Genomic DNA, 18,318 nt, shown 5'->3' with positions numbered 1-18,318 from the left:
ATACATCACCAAAACCTATTTTTTAGTTAAAGTAAATGTAAATATAACTCCAGTGTCTTTATAGTTTTCAACCCAAATATCTTCTCCATGTTCTGTAAGGATTAATCTTACTATTGGCAATCCAAGGCCTGTGCTCACCTTATTTGTTCTAGATACATCTGCTTTATAAAACCTATCCCAAATCTTAACTAATTGTTCCTTAGATAAGGTTTCTCCATCGTTATATATACTTACAAATACCTTATCACCTTTTGATTTAGTATTAATTTTTACTTCACCATTTTCATTGCTATATTTCATTGCATTATCTATTAAGTTTGTAACAACTTGAGTTATTTTGTCATTATCCCCTATAACATATTGATGTTCCTGTTCTAGTACTACATCAACTGTTAATTCTTTGTTGTTTATTGCGCCTTCAAATTTTGCTATAGTATGCTTTATTAAATTACTTATATCTATTTCTTGCTTATTAAGTTTCATTTTTCCTGATTCTAAAGTTGATATATCTAATAAATCATTTATAAGTCTTGATAATCTATCAGTTTCCTCATATACGATATTTAAATAATATCCTTCTTTATCCTTTGGAATTACTCCATCTAATATGCCTGATATAAATCCTTTTATTGATGTTATAGGCGATCTTAACTCATGGGAAACATTTGATATAAATGCTCTTCTGTTATCATCTACCTGTTGAAGTGATGCCGCCATTATATTAAATGATTCTGCAAGTTCACCTATTTCATTATTTGATTTAATATCAACTCTTTCTTCTACTCCACCTTTAGATAATCTCCTAGCTGCTGTAGTAATTTTATCTATAGGATCAATTAATAATTTTTTACTATATAAGAAAACTACAACCGCACCAATAATTATAGCAATAATAGCTGTAATCCAAATAACTTCATTAACTCTTATTATAGGATTAAGCATACGCTCTATTGGAATAACCATAACTATAACACCACTGAAATAATTTTTATTAAAGATAGGTTTTAAATATACATAATCATTTTTGGTTGAGGTTTTTATACTGCCATACTCTATTGATTTACCTTTTTTTAAAATATCCATATCCTCTTTTGGAATGCCAAGTGAAGAAAATTTATAATTTTCATGGGCACTACTAGATACTGCATATGTATATCCTAAATTATCAGTTATCAATATTTCTGCATCTACTTTTTTACTAACAAAATCCATTACGTTTTTCAAAGTAGTTAGATTAGAACTCTTATCTAGAGTTAAATAAGAGATAGCTGCACTTTCTATAATTGTACTTTCTTTATTAAGTTGCTCTTTTTTTTGATCAAAGTAATATTGCTTAAACCAAATGGATAAAACTCCTGCAACTACTACAAGTGCAGTGGCCAAAATTAAAGTAAAGGTTATTATAAGCTTATATGATAAGCTATTTTTTTTCATCTATTTCACCTCGAATTTGTAGCCAACCCCCCAAACAGTTTCTATTTGCCATGTATCTCCTGAATGAAGTTTTTCTCTAAGTCTCTTAACGTGAACGTCAACTGTTCTTGAATCTCCTGGATAATCATATCCCCAGACTTCACATAATAACTGTTCTCTTGTAAATACTCTATTCTTATTACATGCTAAATAATATAGTAGTTCGAATTCTTTAGGTGGCATCTTAACTTCATTATTTTTATATACAACTCTGTATGAGTTAGCATCAATTGTTAAATCATTGTATTGAATTACTTCTTTATTTGTATTATCTGCTGTATATCTTCTCATTACAGCTTTAACTCTTGCAAGTAATTCTTTTGGTTCAAATGGTTTAACTATGTAATCGTCTGCTCCAAGTTCTAAAGCTAAAACTTTATCAAATGTATCTCCCTTTGCAGTAAGCATTATTACAGGAGTTGTTCCTTCTTTTCTTATCCATTTTAGTACATCTATTCCGTCTATATTTGGTATCATAACATCTAATAAAACTATATCAGGTTTATAATCTAAAAATAATTCCTCTGCTTCTTTTCCATTGTGAGCTACTCTTGTATCGTAACCAGCACTTTTAACATACATATTTATAACTTCACAAATATTTTCATCATCATCAACTATTAGTACTTTTCCTAAAACGCCTTCCATATGCGGCACCTCCATATTTTATATTATTAACTTTAATATTTTCTTTTATTAACTAATTATAAATTTATCATTTTTCACTGCACTTTAGTATAGTTTTATCTAAAAGTTACAAATTATTAACTATAAATAATTATTTTAGTTAAATTTAAAACCTCTAGTTCAAATTCTAGAGGTTTTTTTACTTTTCCGATAAACAATTATGTACTACACTTCAAATAGCTTACTTATAGGTTCATCATCATATATTCTTTTTATAGCTTCTGCAAATATTGGGGCTACTGATATTGATTTAAATTTCTTATCATCAGTTCCCTTTGGCAATTTAATAGTGTCTAACATAACTAATTCTTCTATTGCTGAATTATTTATTCTTTCAAAAGCTGGTCCTGATAATACTCCATGAGTACAACAAGCATATACATTCTTAGCTCCTAAATCTTTTAATGCATTTGCAGCATTTGCAATAGTTCCAGCAGTATCTATCATATCATCTATTAATATGCACTTCTTACCTTCAACATCTCCAATGATGTTCATTATTTCAGATACATTAGCTTTAGGTCTTCTCTTATCAATAATTGCTATTGGTGCATGTAATCTATCTGCAAACTTTCTAGCTCTTGTTACACTTCCAAGGTCTGGTGATACAACTACAACATCTTCATCGTCTTGTAATCCCTTTTCAATAAAATACTTTGAAAGTATTGGTGATCCAACTAAATGGTCTACAGGAATATTAAAATATCCTTGAATTTGAGCTGCATGTAAATCCATTGTTAATACTCTATCAGCTCCAGCTGTTGTTAAAAGATCAGCTACTAACTTTGCAGTTATTGGATCTCTTGATTTAGCTTTTCTATCTTGTCTTGCATAACCATAGTATGGGATAACAGCTGTAATTCTACCTGCTGATGCTCTTTTAAATGCATCTATCATAATTAATAATTCCATTAAATTATTATTAACTGGTGAACAAGTTGATTGCACTATAAATACATCAGTACCTCTTACAGTTTCACCAATATTTACTGATATCTCTCCATCACTAAAAGTTCCTACAGTACCTTCTCCTACCTTTAATCCTAAAATCTTAGCAATTTCTTGTGCTAATTCTGGATGTGAATTTCCTGTGAATATCTTTATATTCTTTCTATGACTTAACATAATTAACGAAGACCTCCTCAAACTTTAGCTATTTTGTATATAAATTTTAATATCTACTACTTAATTAAACCTTTTTTCTCTACCCATCCTTTGATGTTTCTTTGTTTTGCTCTAGCTACTGCAAGGTCACCTTCTTCAACATCATTAGTAATTGTAGAACCTGCTGCAATATAAGTGTTATCATAAACTCTTACTGGAGAAACTAAATTAGTATTACATCCTATAAAGCTATGATTTCCTATTATTGTTTTGTTCTTTACTTTTCCATCATAATTAACTACTACTGTTCCACATCCAAAGTTACATCCATCTCCAACTTCAGCATCTCCTATATAAGTTAAATGTGAAACCTTTGTTCCATCTCCTATAGTTGATTTCTTAATTTCTACGAAATCTCCTATTCTTGCTTTTTCACCAATTTTACTTTCTGGTCTTATATAAGCAAATGGACCAACTGTAGTGTTCTTTCCAACTTCACTATCTAATATTACTGATGATTCCACTGTTACACCATCATTAATCTTACTATCTTTTATTCTGCAATTTTGCATTATTAAACAATCTGATCCTATAACTGTATTTCCCTCTAATATTGTTCCAGGATATATAATTGTATCCTTCCCTATTTGAACATCAACACCTATATAAGTTGCCTTTGGATCAATTAATGTTACTCCATTATTAAGGTGAATCTCATTTATTCTATTTCTTAAAAATTCTTCAGCTTCTGCAAGTTGAACTCTTGAATTTACTCCTATTGTATCTTCATAGTCAGTTACAACAGCTCCAACTTTCTTACCTTCATCTTTAAGAATTCCAATTACATCTGTAAGATAGTATTCCCCTTGATTATTATTGTTTGAAAGTTTTTCTAATGAATTTACTAACTCTTCTATATCAAAACAATACATTGCTGCATTCATTTCATTAACAAGAAGTTCTTCTTCATTACAGTCTTTATGTTCTACTATTTTTAAAACATCTCCATTAGAATCTCTAATTATTCTTCCATATCCAGTTGGATCTTCAACCATTGCACTTAATAATGTTGCTGAATTTTTATTTTCTTCATGTTCTTTTATTAAGTTTTTTATAGTGGATTCCTTTGTTAATGGTGCATCACCTGCAAAAACTATAACAGTTCCCTTTTTTCCTTTTAAGAAATCTGTAGCGCATTTAACAGCATGTCCAGTACCTAATTGTTCTTCTTGTAGAGAATATGAAACATTTCTTTCTTTAGTGCCTTCTTTAACTAAATCAGCACCCTTTCCTATAATTACATTTACATCTTCTATGTTTGCTTTTCTCATGTTATCTATAACATGATTAACCATTTCCTTACCGCAAACCTTATGTAATACTTTAGGAATATCTGATTTTATTCTCGTACCTTGGCCTGCTGCAAGTATTAATGCACATTTATACATTTTACCACCTCTATTATTATACTTTTTTATTAATAATATTCGTTTTTAATTCATAATTTACAAATCAAACTATACCTATATCATTATATTTCAATAAATTATCCTTTTCAACCTCTGTAAACTTTTAATAATATTAATCATTAATATTATTTTATATACATTTTTATATTATTCTTAATTAATATATTTATAACAAAAAAATAAAAGGGATTTCTCCCTTTTATTTTTATTATTAAATTAGTCAACATTCACTTCTTCTGCTAATGCTTTATCGTAAGCTTGAAGAATTGCTGTTTGTATTGTTTCTCTTGCGTCTGTGTTTATAGGATGTGCTATATCCTTAAACTCTCCATCTGGTGTCTTTCTACTTGGCATAGCGATAAATAATCCGTTTTGCCCCTCGATAACTTTAATGTCATGAACAACAAATTGATCATCAAAAGTGACAGATACTATTGCTTTCATTTTTCCATCCGTAGCTATCTTTCTAATTCTAACGTCTGTAATTTGCATTGACTACACCTCCAGTTGCCTTGATGATATTATAATTCTCCATAAGATTGGTAAATTCCTCTTTTTATTTGGAAATATTTTAAAAAATTCGTGAATTTTTTACTTTTAGGTGTAATCGATGTAATTATTCGAATATTTTAGATGGAGTAACATCTATTATTGATGATTCATTAACTGAATTTAATTCAACAATTGATACATATTCATCTATAAGTTTTTTCTTTGCTTCCTTGCTATCAACTAAAACTCCAATACCAACAAGTTCACTTTCAAATTCTTTTAAAAGATCTTTTATTCCAAGTGCAGTTCCTCCACCTTTCATAAAGTCATCTATGAATACACATTTTGAATTGCTTTTCATTGATTTCTTTGAAAGAGACATTTGTTGAAGTCTTCCACTTGTACCTGATACATAATTTATTGTCATAGTTGTACCTTCTGTAAATTGATTATCTCTTCTTGCAATTACAAGTTGAACTCCTAAATTTCTAGCTACTTCATAAGCTAATGGTATTCCTTTTGTTTCAACTGTTATAACATAATCTATATCCATTTTCTCAAACCATGATGAAAGTATTGTTCCAGCTCTACTTATTATTTCTGGATTATACATTAAATCTGTCATGTATATTATGTTACCAGGTATTACTCTTCCGTCATCCTTTAAAAGCTCACATAATTTAAGAGCAAATTCTTTTCCTTTTGAAATACTCATTTCAGGAATATATCTTATACCACCTGCAGCTCCTGCAATAGTTTCAACTTTTCCCATTTCTAATTTTTCTAAAATCTCTCTTACTATAACTATATCTTCACTTATAGTTGATTTAGCCGCATTTAATAATTCCGAAAATCTATTTAATCCAATAATTTTATTTGGATTTTCAATAAGTATTTTTGTTATTACAACAACTCTACTGTTTCTACTTAATTTTTCCACTATAACCACCTGCATTTTTAAATTATTGTACGAAAATGTACGAATTATTTTAACTTTTTAAGGTCTTAATATTCATATTTTATTCTAAATTTTATACTTACGCAATATCTTTTCTTCACTTAACTGTTAAATCTTTTAAAATTCTTTTTAAATATAAGTTATTTTCCTAAAATATTTTTAATAATTAATTGTTTTGTTGTGTTCAATTAATTAAAAATGTATATAATTATAAATGAACTAATAAAAAGGGGTTGATTTCATGTCATTTGATTTTTTAAAAGATACTAATAAAAAAGTTCACTTTATAGGAATTGGCGGTGTAAGCATGAGTGGTCTTGCCGCTGTGCTTTTAAATAAGGGATTTAAAGTTTCTGGTTCTGATTTCAAAGAATCAAAAACAACTAATAACTTAAAGGAAAAGGGAGCAGAAATATATATAGGTCATAGAAGAGAAAATATAAAAGATGTTGACTTAGTTGTTTATACAGCTGCTATTCCATCTGACAATCCTGAAATAATTGAAGCTAAAGAAAAAGGTATTCACCTTATGGATAGAGCTGAATTTTTAGGACTTATAATGAAAGGTCATAAATACAATGTTGCCATAGCTGGTACTCATGGTAAAACTACTTGTACTTCAATGGTTACAAATATTACTCTAAAGGGTAATTTAGATCCAACAATACTTGTAGGTGGAGATCTTGATATAATTGGTGGTAATTATAAAATAGGAAGCAGTGATTATTTTGTTACTGAAGCTTGTGAATACAAAGAATCATTTTTAAAATTCTTCCCATACATAGGAATAATCTTAAATATAGATGCTGATCATCTTGATTACTACAAAGATTTAAATCATATAAAGGAAACATTTAAAAAGTTCTCAAAATTAATTCCTGAAGACGGATATCTTGTAGGATATAATGGGGATGAAAATGTAGCTAATATTTTAAAAGAAGCTAAATGTAATACTTTAAGTTATGATTTTGAAAATGCAAATGTAACTGCAACAAATATTAAGTATAACAACAAAGGTTGTGCTTCTTTTACAGTTTGCAAAGATAACAAAGAATTATTTGATCTTCAATTAAATATGCCTGGAACTCATAATATACTAAATGCATTATCAAGTATTTGTGTTGGTTTAATATTTAATCTTCCATATGAAGATATAAAAACTGGCTTAAGCGAATGTAAGGGTGCACATAAGAGATTTGAATACAAAGGTGAAATAGATGGAATTACTGTAATTGATGATTATGCACATCATCCAACAGAAATAAAGGCTACATTAAGTACCTCAAAGAAAATTCCTCACAATAAAACATTCTGTGTATTCCAACCTCACACATACACTAGAACAAAAGCTTTATTTGATGAATTTACAACTGCATTTAATGGTGTAGATGAATTAATCTTAATGGATATTTATGCTGCTAGAGAAAAGGATACTGGTCTTGTTTCTTCTGATGAACTTGGAGATGCAATTAGAAAAACTGGTGTTAAATGCACAAATGTTCACTCCCACGATGAAGCAGTAAATTACATTAAATCTCACATTAAAACTGGAGATATGTTACTTACAGTTGGTGCTGGTGACGTTGTTATAGTAGGAGAAAAATTTTTAGAAAATAAATAAAGATAACTTTTTTAAACTGATACCAATAGATTAAATACTGAAAAGTATTTAATCTTAGGTATCAGTTTATTTTTTACTTAATTTACTAACAAAAAAATCTTTAATAAAAGCTATAGATTCTCTAAAAATCATAAATATATAATATTTTCTATAATTTTTGTATCTATAACTTTCAAAGGTTGCCTTTAAATTTATATTCTTGCATATCATTTTAACTCTAGCTAAGTGATATCCGTCTGAAACAATAATTGCACTTTTAAAATTTTTTGAATTCATTATTGCCTTAGAAAAAATCAAATTTTCATAAGTGTTTTTTGCTCTTTCTTCAAGTAATATAGCATCTTCTTCTATACCTAATTTTATTAATTTTCTTTTCATACCTAGAGCTTCACTAATTTCACCTTTTCCAAGACCTGTAACAATTATATTAGTTGCCATTTTATTATTATATAATTGAACTCCCTTTTCTATCCTTTTATTTATAAAGTAACTTTTTAGGTTGCAACCTAATATTATTATTACATCACTTTTCTTACCATTAAATTTTCTTGAGGCAAAAATAATATTTAGTATTATTAAAATCATAATAATTAGAAAAACTATTTTAATTCACCACCAAGGAAATACTATATTTTATTATATTCAAATGCATATATTCTTTGTGATATTCGTCATTTTTTTTATTTATTTGTTTAAAATTTCATTTTTGTATTTAAATTTAATTAAAATTACCTTATAATTTAATACGATAAAGTATAATTTAATATTTTCAAACAGAATTTCAAAATCTAACCAAACTACTAATAGGGGTGATTAAATGAATTTATCAAACACAATAAAGGCTACTTCAGAATATATACTTTCAAAAAGTAAATATAAGCCTGAAATTGGTCTTATCCTAGGATCTGGTTTAGGTTCTCTTGCAGATTTAATTGAAGAACCTGAATTTTATCCATACGAAGAACTACCAAATTTTCCTGTATCAACTGTAGAGGGTCATGTTGGTCGTCTAGTTATAGGTAAATTAGAGGGTAAAGTTGTTGTGGCTATGCAAGGAAGATTTCATTATTATGAAGGATATTCCATGCAAGAAGTAACCTTTCCAGTTAGAGTAATGAAGCTTATTGGCGTAGACAAGTTAATCGTTACCAATGCTGCTGGAGCTGTTAATACAGACTTTAAGCCTGGAGATTTAATGATTATTAATGATCAAATTAATTTTTCTGGTGCTAACCCTTTAATTGGAAAAAATTTAAATGAATTTGGTCCAAGGTTCCCAGACATGTCAACTGCTTATAAACCTTATCTTAGAGAAATTGCAAAGAACACTGCAAAGGATTTAGGAATAGAGGTTAAAGAAGGAGTCTATACTATGTTTAGTGGACCAACTTATGAAACTCCTGCTGAAATTAGAATGGTTCGAGTTTTAGGTGGAGATGCAGTGGGTATGTCAACTGCACCTGAAGTAATCGTTGCTAATCATTCTGGCATTGATGTTTTAGGAATATCATGTTTAACAAATATGGCTGCTGGAATTTTAGCCCAACCACTTAACCATGAAGAAGTTATTGAAACTTCAAAAAAAGTTAAAAGTAGCTTCATGAAATTAACTAGAGAAATAATCGGAAGATTGTAAACAGGCATCAAAATTTATACACAAAGGAGAAATTACATTGAGTAGATTTATAGGATTAATAGGTATTGCTGCAATTATATTAATAGCAGTACTATTTTCAGAAAACAGAAAAAAAATTAACTGGCGTCTAGTTAGTATGGCTTTAGGATTACAAGTAGTATTTGCTTTAATTATCTTAAAGATACCAGCTGGTAGAGCTTTCTTTGAATTTTGTAGTAAGGCAATAACTAAATTACTTGACTTTACACTTCAAGGTTCAAACTTCTTATTTGGTAATTTAATGAACCAAAAAACTTTTGGAATGATCTTTGCACTTCAAGTTCTTCCAACAATTATTTTCTTCTCAGCTTTAATGGGAATACTTTATTATTTAGGAATTATGCAATTTATAGTTAAAATAATTGCAAAGGGTATTTGCAAATTACTTGGAACATCAGGTGCTGAAACATTAAGTGCCGTTGGTAATATTTTCTTAGGTCAAACAGAAGCTCCTCTTCTTGTTAAACCATTTATTAAAGACATGACTAAGTCAGAACTTATGGCTATCATGGTAGGTGGTATGGCAACAGTTGCAGGTGGTGTTATGGCTGGATATGTTGCAATGGGAATTAATGCTGGTGACTTACTTGCTGGTAGTATAATGGCTGCTCCTGCTGGACTTATGTTAGCTAAAATATTAGTTCCAGAAACAGAAGAACCAAAAACAAAAAATACTACAGATATTACAATAGAACAAACTGCATCAAACGTTGTTGAAGCTGCTGCTAATGGAGCTAGTGAAGGATTAGGTCTTGCATTAAATGTTGCTGCCATGCTTTTAGCTTTCGTTGCACTTATAGCTTTACTTAACTACATATTAGCTAAATGCGGTGGAGTTTTCGGATTCCCAGAACTTAGCTTCCAATGGATTTTAGGTAAGATTTTCTCACCATTAACATTTGCAATGGGTATTCCAAGTTGTGATGTAGCAACTGCTGGTAGCTTACTTGGTCAAAAGGTAATGATAAATGAATTCGTTGCTTACTCAGAGCTATCAAAATATGTTGCAGCTAAGACACTTCAACCTAAAACTGTAATGATATTAACTTATGCATTATGTGGATTTGCTAATATTAGTTCAGTTGCTATCCAAATTGGTGGTATTGGTGCATTAGCTCCAGAAAAGAAAGGTTTAATTTCAAAATTAGGCTTTAAAGCATTATTAGGTGGTGCTCTTGCAACTTGTTTAACAGGAACAATTGCTGGTGTACTATTCTCAATCTAATTATAAGAATTTTAAAAGTGCTTGAAAAATTTCAAGCACTTTTTTTATTTTAAATAAAGTTTAATTATTATTTTATTACTGTTAATTCCTTAGTAATTTTATTTAATCTTTCACATCCATCTTCAGTAACTAATACTAAATCTTCTATTCTAACTCCAATATCATCTTTTAAATATATTCCAGGTTCTATTGAAAATATCATTCCAGGTTCTACTTTATTATGGTTAACTGCACTTACATCACCAAAATCATGACATTCAATTCCTATGCAGTGACCAGTTCTATGAGTGAAGTATTCTCCATAACCTTTATCTTCAATATAATCTCTTGCTGCCTTATCTATATCAGAGAATTTAACTCCTGGCTTTATCATAGCTATAGCTCTTTCATTAGCTTCTTTTACTATGTTATAAATCTTTTTATGTTCTTCTGAAGGTTCCTCATTAAAAAATACTGTTCTTGTCATATCAGAGCAATAATCTTTATAAATTCCTCCCATATCAATTACTATACTATGACCTTTTTTAAGTACAGATGCATCAGTTGAATGATGTGGATCTGCCCCATTTGGTGAAATAGCAATTATAGGTGAAAATGAGAATTTATTAACTCCATTTTTAGCATATAAATTCTTTAATATTTCTACAAGTTCTAATTCAGTTTTACCCTCTTTTAGATTTTCCCATAAATCTAACATTGTTTGGTCATTTCTCTTTGAAGATTCCTTCATAATTTCAATTTCTTCTTCATCTTTAACCATTCTTAATTTATCTATTATTAATGAACCATTTTCATAATCTTTAGCTGCATTTAATTTCATTAATCCTAATAAGAAATGTGATGGCCATGTTTTATCTATTCCTAATGTTTCATTCTTATCAATATACTTTGATAATATTTCAACTGGATTTTCTGTATCTGTATGCCAAACTAAATCTACTCCTAAGTCTTCTTCCACTGGAAATAACTTATTTATAATTAATTTATGTTCACCATTTGTTTTAATAAGTAAAGCTATCATTCTTTCTCCAGGGCTAAACCATTTTCCTGTTAAATAAAAAAGTGATGCTGGTGATGATACTATCATTTGTGATAAATTATTTTTCTTCATTTCATTTATAACTTTATTTATTCTACTATTTTTCATTAATCTTGCCTCCAAATTATTAAGATTTTCTATTACTTATTATAATATACTAATATTAATAAATTACAAAGTGTAACAAGTTAAGCATTATTTAATAAATTTAAACATATACAAGTGATATAATATTATTAAGAAATACTTAGGAGGCTAGACATATGAAAATAGCAGTAATCTCAGATATACATGGTAATCTTTATGCTTTAATGAGAGCATTAGAAGATATTGAAGATCAAAAAGTAGATACTATAATTTGTTTAGGTGATTTAGTAGGCTATGGCCCTCACCCAAATGAAGTAGTAGCAATGATAAAAAGAAAAAATATTATTTGTTTAAAGGGAAATTATGATGCTTCCGTTGTAGATGGCAGCTACACTTACATAAGAGAAAATACTATAAATTCCTTCTCTCTTCCTTGGGCGGTAGATGAGCTTAGAGCCGCTAATAGATTTTATTTAAATTCTCTTCCAACTTCTATTACATTAGAGTTTGAAGGAAGAAAAATATTATTTGTTCATGGAAGTCCAAATAAAATAAATGAATATATGTTAGAAGATGGAGCTAATACTTCTGAGATTATGAAAAACTTAAAAGAGGATGTTTTAGTATGTGCACATACTCATATACCTTCAGTTAAATATTTTGGAGACAAGCTCTTTATAAATGACGGAAGTATTGGTAAACCTAAAATAGGAAGACCAAACCCAACTTATTGTTTATTAGAAGTTGAAAGAAATAAGCCTATAAAGGCTGAAATTAAGGAAATTACTTATGATACTAAAGGAATAATAAAAGATATGACAATGCTTAAATTCCCTGAAAGCTTAATTAGATCCTTTGAAACTGGAGTAGAATAATATATTCTTAATTATTAAAAATATACTTAGTTACTACTTAAAAAAATCTATTATAAAGGCACAATAATAAACCATAAAGAGTATCTTAATATTTTTTGGTTTTCTTATTGTACCTTTTGCTAAATATCTGCTATCTTGAATATTTTCTTATATTTTAATTTAATCTATTAGATTGTGTAGCTATAAATTATTGTTTTAATACTCCAATAACTCTTAAATTTTTAAGTACATTAGTATTTCCCTTATGACAATTATTAAAGGCTCCTGTAGCATCCGTTCCTGGCTTTATACCAAAGTGATTTCCCTCTTCAAATCCCATAATTCCTGTTACATCATATACCGTTCCATTTACTGCTATATATGCCAAACGTCCTTCTTTCCCATCATACTTTGCTAATTCACTTAAAGTAAGCTCTCTTCCTCTTTCCTTATTAGATAACTTATTTTCCTCCTCTAATATTATAGTTAAATCCTCTATAGCATTTTTAATATTATCTACAATGTCATCTTTATCCCTTTCTCCTCTAAAAAACAAGCTATTTTTTAATTCATTAATTTCTTTATTTTTTTTCATTATAAGTCTTTCAAGTAACATAAAAAATCTCTCCTAATTGATTAATCTATAAGTAATATATGATAACCTTGTTGCATTTGTTAGAAAAGTATTGTAAAATCAATTTAATATAATATTGTTATAAAATAACTATGACGAGAAGAGTAAACTTAGGACGTAGTCTTAGCGAATAAGGGATGGTGTAAGCCTTATACGAAGCCTATTTTGAAGAACATCTCCGAGTTTCTAACCGAAAGCATTATTTGTTAGTAGACTTAGACGGATATTCTAGACCGTTATTTTTCTAGAAAGGCATAAGTTAATGTGCCTACATTTTGAGTTGGCTATATTTTTATAGCAATTTGGGTGGTACCGCGATAGTATCCTTTCGTCCCATGGTTTTGGGGATGGAAGGTTTTTTTATTTTTAAAATTAATTTTATAAATTACAGGAGGTAATATAATGGATAAAAATATTTTAGTTAAATCACTTTACAGAAACACTTCAGATTATTTAAACAAAGAAGTATCCTTAACTGGTTGGATAAGAACTTTAAGAGCTTCAAACGCTTTTGGATTCATTGAAATTAATGATGGTTCTTTCTTTAAAAATATCCAAGTAGTTTTTGATAACAAGTTAGATAACTTTAAGGAAATATCAAAACTTCCAATAAGTTCATCATTAAAGGTAATTGGTACTTTAGTTGAAACTCCAAATGCAAAACAACCTTTTGAAGTTCAAGCTAAAGAAATCGTAATTGAAGGAATGTCTGATTCAGATTATCCACTTCAAAAGAAAAGACATACTTTTGAGTACTTAAGAACAATAGCTCACTTAAGACCTAGAAGTAATGCTTTCTCTGCTGTATTTAGAGTAAGATCAGTTGCAGCTTATGCTATACACAAGTTCTTCCAAGATAAAGGATTCGTATATACTAACACTCCTATTCTTACAGGTAGTGACTGTGAAGGTGCAGGAGAAATGTTTAGAGTAACAACTCTTGATTTAAATGAAACTCCAAAAACTGAAGATGGATGCATTGATTACAGCAAAGACTTCTTTGGAAAAGAAACTAACCTTACAGTTTCAGGACAATTAAATGCAGAAACTTTTGCTTTAGCATTTAGAGATGTTTATACATTTGGTCCAACATTTAGAGCTGAAAATTCAAACACAGCAAGACATGCTGCTGAGTTCTGGATGGTTGAACCTGAAATATCTTTTGCTGATTTAGAAGATGATATGCAATTAGCAGAAGAAATGCTTACTTATGTAATTAAGTATGTTATGAAAGAATGTCCTGAAGAAATAGAATTCTTCAACAAATTCATTGATAAGGGCTTAGTTGAAAGATTAAATCACGTTGCAAACTCAGATTTTGCAAGAGTTACTTACACAGAAGCAATTGAAATATTAGAAAAGTGTGGAAAAGAATTTGAATATCCAGTTGAATGGGGTATAGACCTTCAAACAGAACATGAAAGATTCTTAACTGAAGAACACTTTAAGAAACCTTTATTTGTAACTGACTATCCAAAGGATATAAAAGCATTCTATATGAGAATGAATGATGATAATAAAACAGTTGCTGCTATGGACCTTCTAGTTCCAGGAATAGGAGAAATCATAGGTGGTAGCCAAAGGGAGGAAAGATTAGACCTTCTAAAGAAGAGAATGTCTGAACTTAACTTAAATGAAGAAGATTACTGGTGGTATTTAGAGCTTAGAAAATACGGAGAAACTAAGCATGCAGGATACGGTCTTGGATTTGAAAGATTAATTATGTATATAACTGGTATGACAAACATAAGAGACGTAATACCATTCCCAAGAACAACTGGTCAATCAGATTTCTAAAAAATATTAAAATAATTTTTGTAAAAAAGAAAGTAGATAAATTTGATTATTACACAAATTTATCTACTCATTCTTTTAAGGTATTAAGGTAGTTTTTCCAATTATTAAATCTACCTTTTTATTTTTATCTTTCTATAGTTTCTCTTCCTAAATTAACAGCTGAAACTTCTGTATTATTATATGGTGTAAGTTCAAAAGATAATTTAAATGGTTCAAATTTACATCTATACTTTTCTAATTGACTTTGTCCACAAGAATTTGTTCCTACTCCATTTTGCTTGTAATCTATATTTAAAACTATATAATCTCTCTTCTTAAGATCTATTGTATGCTTAGCATATTCTAAATCAGTATCTTCATAATAAGAAGCACTAAAATCAAATTTATTATCTGCTATTGCAATTAATCCTAATCCTTTATTGTTAGTTAAGCTTGCCCACTTACAATCTGAATGATTTCCATTTTCCTGTGGCTTAACATAGTTTGTAAACATCTCATCAACAGTTTTACTAAATACTCCAAAAAGATTATATTCTTTAGTATCTGCATAAGATTCTAAAGGTCCTCTTCCCTTCCATTTTACATTACTGCATTCTTTGTTTACTTTAAGTTTAACTCCTATTCTTGGAAGCATATCAGGTGCATTTTCAATCATACCAGCTGGAGTTCCCTCTACATTAACTACTATATATCCATTTGGATAAACTATATATTGATAACTTGACTCATAGTACCATGCACTATTTGTTGTTCCATTTACAGTCTTTACATTTACTTCTAAAATATTTTCTTCTACTTTATAAGTAACTTCTCTTACAACTTCATGCATTAAGTGCATAAAATATTTTTTCTTATAATCTTCAACTACATACATATCATTATCAATAGGGGCTCTCCAGAAGTTTAGTCTAGGGCCTTCCTCTACTAATTTGTATCCATCTCTAATTACATTTACAATATTTCCTCGTACTAAATCAAATTCTACTTCAAAGTCTTCTCCCTTAGCAAATAACTTGTAGTTATCTTTTATAACTTCTAATTTACCTTCTGCTTTTACTATATTTCTTTCCTCTTTTACAGGTAATATAAATTGTGCTGTTGCAAGTTCATGTCCAGCCTTTGCCCACATAGTATCATTTTTTAATACATAGGAGAAATTAATATAATAATCTGCACCCTTTACTTTATCAAAATCTAAAGAATATGGGATTTGTATTTCTTTTTCATTTCTTGCTGCAATACTTGGAAGTTCAACTCTTATACTTTGTAATATCTTATCATCTTCTACAATAGTACAAACTAACTCTAATCTATTTAAATCTGCAAAATCATATCGATTTATTAAATTAAATATTCCCTTTTCTAAATCTACTGCCTTAGTTTCAACTGGCTCAATAACCTTTTTATATTCAAGTAATCCTGGTGATGGTGTTCTATCTGGCATTATTAATCCATCTATACAGAAATTAATATTACTTGGATCATCTCCAAAATCTCCACCATATCTATAATAAACTTGTCCATCTTCAGTTACTGTTTCTATACCATGGTCAAACCATTCCCAAACAAAACCACCTTGAAGTTTATCATGGGCATAAAATAAATCTTGATACTCCTTAAGATTTCCTGGACCATTACCCATAGCATGACAATATTCACATAGTATATGAGGCTTTTTACTATTTTTAATTATTTTGCTCATAAGTAATCTATTTTCATCCTTATGCTCAAGCCAAGTATACATTGTGCTGTATACATCTGTTATTTCAGCTTCAAAATCTCCTTCATAATGAACTAGTCTAGTTGGATCTATTTCTCTTGTTTTATTTGCCATAGCCTTAAAGTTATGTCCAAATTCAGATTCATTTCCTAATGACCACATAATTATTGATGGATGGTTTTTATACATCTCAACCATTCTTTCCATTCTCTTAACATATGCAAGTTCCCAAGCTGGATCATCTGTTATCCACTTATAGTTTCCTGTTAATTCAAATCCATGACACTCTAAATCTGTTTCTGCAATTAAATACATTCCATATTCATCACATAATTCATATAAATAATATTGGTTAGGATAATGAGCTGTTCTTATCGCATTAATGTTATGCTCTTTCATTAAAATAATATCTTTTTCTATTTCTTCTCTAGTAACAACTCTTCCTGTTTTAGGATTATAATCATGTCTATTAACACCCTTAAACTTTATAGCTACTCCATTTACAGTAAAAGTTTCCCCTTTAACTTCTATTTTTCTAAATCCAACTCTTTGAGGAATAACTTCTACTACATTTCCATCTTTTATAACTGTTATATATAAAGTATATAAATTTGGTTCTTCAGCAGTCCATTTTAATGGAGAAATAACTTCTTTATTAAAGGATATTTCTTCCCCTTCTATTGAAACACTTTCTTCAAAAACTAGTTTTTCATTTTTATCTACTAATTCAAAAGATACACTATCACAGTTTGTAGTTTTAAGCTTTAAGTTAACTTTTAAGTTAGAATTAATATAATTTTCATCTAAATCAGTAACTACATATATGTCTTCAACACCATCTTTAGGTTCTCCAATTAATTCAACATCTCTAAATATTCCACTTAACCACCACATATCTTGGTCTTCTATATATGTTCCATCTGACCATTGATATACTCTAACTGTACATTGGTTTTCTCCAATTTCTACATAATCTGTTATATCAAATTCACTTAAAAGTCTAGCTCCTTTGCTATATCCTACTTCCTCACCATTTATCCAAAGGTTAAAAGCTGAATCTACTCCATTAAATCTTAAAATTATTCGCTTTCCTTCAAAACTTTCATCAATAGAAAAGTTTCTTCTGTAAATTCCTGTTGGATTTTCTGTTGGCACATATGGTGGATTTATTGGGAAATTGTACCATAAATCTGAGTAATGCATTTTACCATATCCTTGAAGTTGCCAATTTCCAGGCACCTCTATATTGTCCCAATTTTCCACTGAAAAATCTTTATTATAAAAACCAACTGGTGAATATTCTGGTGCATCTAAAAATAAGAATTTCCATGTACCATTTAGGTTTTTGAATTTATGTGTATATCTATTATCAATTAATTTAGCCTTTTCCTTTGATGCAAAACTTCTAAAATAACTTCTTGCATCTAATCTACCAATTCCATCAATATTAATGTTTTCCCATAATTTCATAAATATCCTCCTA

The 18,318-nt window shown here is 29.0% G+C and carries 15 protein-coding genes and 1 other annotated feature; of the genes, 5 read left to right on the top strand and 10 right to left on the bottom strand.

The window, feature by feature from the left end; all coding sequences use genetic code 11:
* Positions 1-15 precede the first annotated feature (15 nt).
* The 6 genes from J2S18_RS10715 to purR all read right to left on the bottom strand — a co-directional run bounded on the left by J2S18_RS10715 (position 16) and on the right by purR (position 6,165).
* Positions 16-1,434, bottom strand: coding sequence for a sensor histidine kinase (locus tag J2S18_RS10715; protein ID WP_307486810.1), 1,419 nt, complete (start codon positions 1,432-1,434; stop codon positions 16-18).
* On the bottom strand, positions 1,435-2,121 hold the full coding sequence (locus J2S18_RS10710; RefSeq protein WP_307486809.1) for a response regulator transcription factor: 687 nt from the start codon (positions 2,119-2,121) through the stop codon (positions 1,435-1,437).
* Positions 2,122-2,325: 204 nt separating this feature from the next.
* The gene (locus J2S18_RS10705; RefSeq protein ID WP_307486807.1) at positions 2,326-3,285 is read right to left on the bottom strand and encodes a ribose-phosphate diphosphokinase; all 960 of its coding nucleotides are present in this window, start codon (positions 3,283-3,285) and stop codon (positions 2,326-2,328) included.
* A gap of 56 nt (positions 3,286-3,341) precedes the next feature.
* Positions 3,342-4,712 carry a bifunctional UDP-N-acetylglucosamine diphosphorylase/glucosamine-1-phosphate N-acetyltransferase GlmU gene (glmU, locus tag J2S18_RS10700; protein ID WP_307486806.1) on the bottom strand — a complete coding sequence of 457 codons (1,371 nt, stop codon included), beginning with the start codon at positions 4,710-4,712 and terminating at the stop codon, positions 3,342-3,344.
* A 237-nt stretch (positions 4,713-4,949) separates the two neighbouring features.
* Positions 4,950-5,225 carry a septation regulator SpoVG gene (gene spoVG, locus J2S18_RS10695; RefSeq protein ID WP_307486804.1) on the bottom strand — a complete coding sequence of 92 codons (276 nt, stop codon included), beginning with the start codon at positions 5,223-5,225 and terminating at the stop codon, positions 4,950-4,952.
* A gap of 124 nt (positions 5,226-5,349) precedes the next feature.
* Complete coding sequence (gene purR, locus J2S18_RS10690; RefSeq protein WP_307486802.1) at positions 5,350-6,165, bottom strand: pur operon repressor; 816 nt, start codon at positions 6,163-6,165, stop codon at positions 5,350-5,352.
* A gap of 259 nt (positions 6,166-6,424) precedes the next feature.
* Here purR and murC point away from each other — a divergent pair, with 259 nt between their 5' ends.
* The gene (murC, locus tag J2S18_RS10685; protein WP_307486800.1) at positions 6,425-7,804 is read left to right on the top strand and encodes a UDP-N-acetylmuramate--L-alanine ligase; all 1,380 of its coding nucleotides are present in this window, start codon (positions 6,425-6,427) and stop codon (positions 7,802-7,804) included.
* Between the two features lie 66 nt (positions 7,805-7,870).
* On the opposite strand, the gene J2S18_RS10680 is transcribed toward murC, so the two are convergent.
* Positions 7,871-8,389, bottom strand: a complete 519-nt coding sequence (locus tag J2S18_RS10680) for a YdcF family protein (RefSeq protein ID WP_307486798.1) — start codon at positions 8,387-8,389, stop codon at positions 7,871-7,873.
* A gap of 232 nt (positions 8,390-8,621) precedes the next feature.
* Between J2S18_RS10680 and J2S18_RS10675 the strand changes: the two genes are divergently transcribed.
* The gene (locus tag J2S18_RS10675) at positions 8,622-9,440 is read left to right on the top strand and encodes a purine-nucleoside phosphorylase (RefSeq protein WP_307486797.1); all 819 of its coding nucleotides are present in this window, start codon (positions 8,622-8,624) and stop codon (positions 9,438-9,440) included.
* A gap of 37 nt (positions 9,441-9,477) precedes the next feature.
* Positions 9,478-10,704, top strand: a complete 1,227-nt coding sequence (locus J2S18_RS10670) for a NupC/NupG family nucleoside CNT transporter (RefSeq protein ID WP_307486795.1) — start codon at positions 9,478-9,480, stop codon at positions 10,702-10,704.
* A 67-nt stretch (positions 10,705-10,771) separates the two neighbouring features.
* Here the strand turns inward: J2S18_RS10670 and J2S18_RS10665 are convergent, their stop codons facing one another.
* Positions 10,772-11,851, bottom strand: a complete 1,080-nt coding sequence (locus J2S18_RS10665) for a M24 family metallopeptidase (RefSeq protein WP_307486793.1) — start codon at positions 11,849-11,851, stop codon at positions 10,772-10,774.
* 155 nt (positions 11,852-12,006) lie between these two features.
* Here J2S18_RS10665 and J2S18_RS10660 point away from each other — a divergent pair, with 155 nt between their 5' ends.
* On the top strand, positions 12,007-12,705 hold the full coding sequence (locus J2S18_RS10660; protein WP_307486792.1) for a metallophosphoesterase family protein: 699 nt from the start codon (positions 12,007-12,009) through the stop codon (positions 12,703-12,705).
* Between the two features lie 187 nt (positions 12,706-12,892).
* Here J2S18_RS10660 and J2S18_RS10655 read toward each other — a convergent pair whose 3' ends face one another.
* Positions 12,893-13,300 (bottom strand): cytochrome b5 domain-containing protein, encoded by a 408-nt coding sequence (locus J2S18_RS10655; protein ID WP_307486790.1) that lies wholly within the window; start codon positions 13,298-13,300, stop codon positions 12,893-12,895.
* 101 nt (positions 13,301-13,401) lie between these two features.
* Positions 13,402-13,657: a binding site (T-box leader), on the top strand.
* Between the two features lie 63 nt (positions 13,658-13,720).
* Here J2S18_RS10655 and asnS point away from each other — a divergent pair.
* Positions 13,721-15,115 (top strand): asparagine--tRNA ligase, encoded by a 1,395-nt coding sequence (asnS, locus tag J2S18_RS10650; protein ID WP_307486788.1) that lies wholly within the window; start codon positions 13,721-13,723, stop codon positions 15,113-15,115.
* A 124-nt stretch (positions 15,116-15,239) separates the two neighbouring features.
* On the opposite strand, the gene ebgA is transcribed toward asnS, so the two are convergent.
* Positions 15,240-18,305, bottom strand: a complete 3,066-nt coding sequence (gene ebgA / locus J2S18_RS10645; RefSeq protein ID WP_307486786.1) for a beta-galactosidase subunit alpha — start codon at positions 18,303-18,305, stop codon at positions 15,240-15,242.
* Between the last annotated feature and the right edge of the window lie 13 nt (positions 18,306-18,318).

This window comes from Eubacterium multiforme, from assembly GCF_030813415.1.
Taxonomy (GTDB): domain Bacteria; phylum Bacillota; class Clostridia; order Clostridiales; family Clostridiaceae; genus Clostridium; species Clostridium multiforme.
This window is presented reverse-complemented; position numbering and strand designations above follow the sequence as displayed.

Bases quoted from the DNA above. Each gene is read 5' to 3' on its own strand.
- J2S18_RS10715 (WP_307486810.1), bottom strand. From the start codon at position 1,434: ATGAAAAAAAATAGCTTATCATATAAGCTTATAATAACCTTTACTTTA.
- J2S18_RS10710 (WP_307486809.1), bottom strand. From the start codon at position 2,121: ATGGAAGGCGTTTTAGGAAAAGTACTAATAGTTGATGATGATGAAAAT.
- J2S18_RS10705 (WP_307486807.1), bottom strand. From the start codon at position 3,285: ATGTTAAGTCATAGAAAGAATATAAAGATATTCACAGGAAATTCACAT.
- glmU (WP_307486806.1), bottom strand. From the start codon at position 4,712: ATGTATAAATGTGCATTAATACTTGCAGCAGGCCAAGGTACGAGAATA.
- spoVG (WP_307486804.1), bottom strand. From the start codon at position 5,225: ATGCAAATTACAGACGTTAGAATTAGAAAGATAGCTACGGATGGAAAA.
- murC (WP_307486800.1), top strand. From the start codon at position 6,425: ATGTCATTTGATTTTTTAAAAGATACTAATAAAAAAGTTCACTTTATA.
- J2S18_RS10680 (WP_307486798.1), bottom strand. From the start codon at position 8,389: ATGATTTTAATAATACTAAATATTATTTTTGCCTCAAGAAAATTTAAT.
- J2S18_RS10675 (WP_307486797.1), top strand. From the start codon at position 8,622: ATGAATTTATCAAACACAATAAAGGCTACTTCAGAATATATACTTTCA.
- J2S18_RS10665 (WP_307486793.1), bottom strand. From the start codon at position 11,851: ATGAAAAATAGTAGAATAAATAAAGTTATAAATGAAATGAAGAAAAAT.
- J2S18_RS10660 (WP_307486792.1), top strand. From the start codon at position 12,007: ATGAAAATAGCAGTAATCTCAGATATACATGGTAATCTTTATGCTTTA.
- J2S18_RS10655 (WP_307486790.1), bottom strand. From the start codon at position 13,300: ATGTTACTTGAAAGACTTATAATGAAAAAAAATAAAGAAATTAATGAA.
- asnS (WP_307486788.1), top strand. From the start codon at position 13,721: ATGGATAAAAATATTTTAGTTAAATCACTTTACAGAAACACTTCAGAT.
- ebgA (WP_307486786.1), bottom strand. From the start codon at position 18,305: ATGAAATTATGGGAAAACATTAATATTGATGGAATTGGTAGATTAGAT.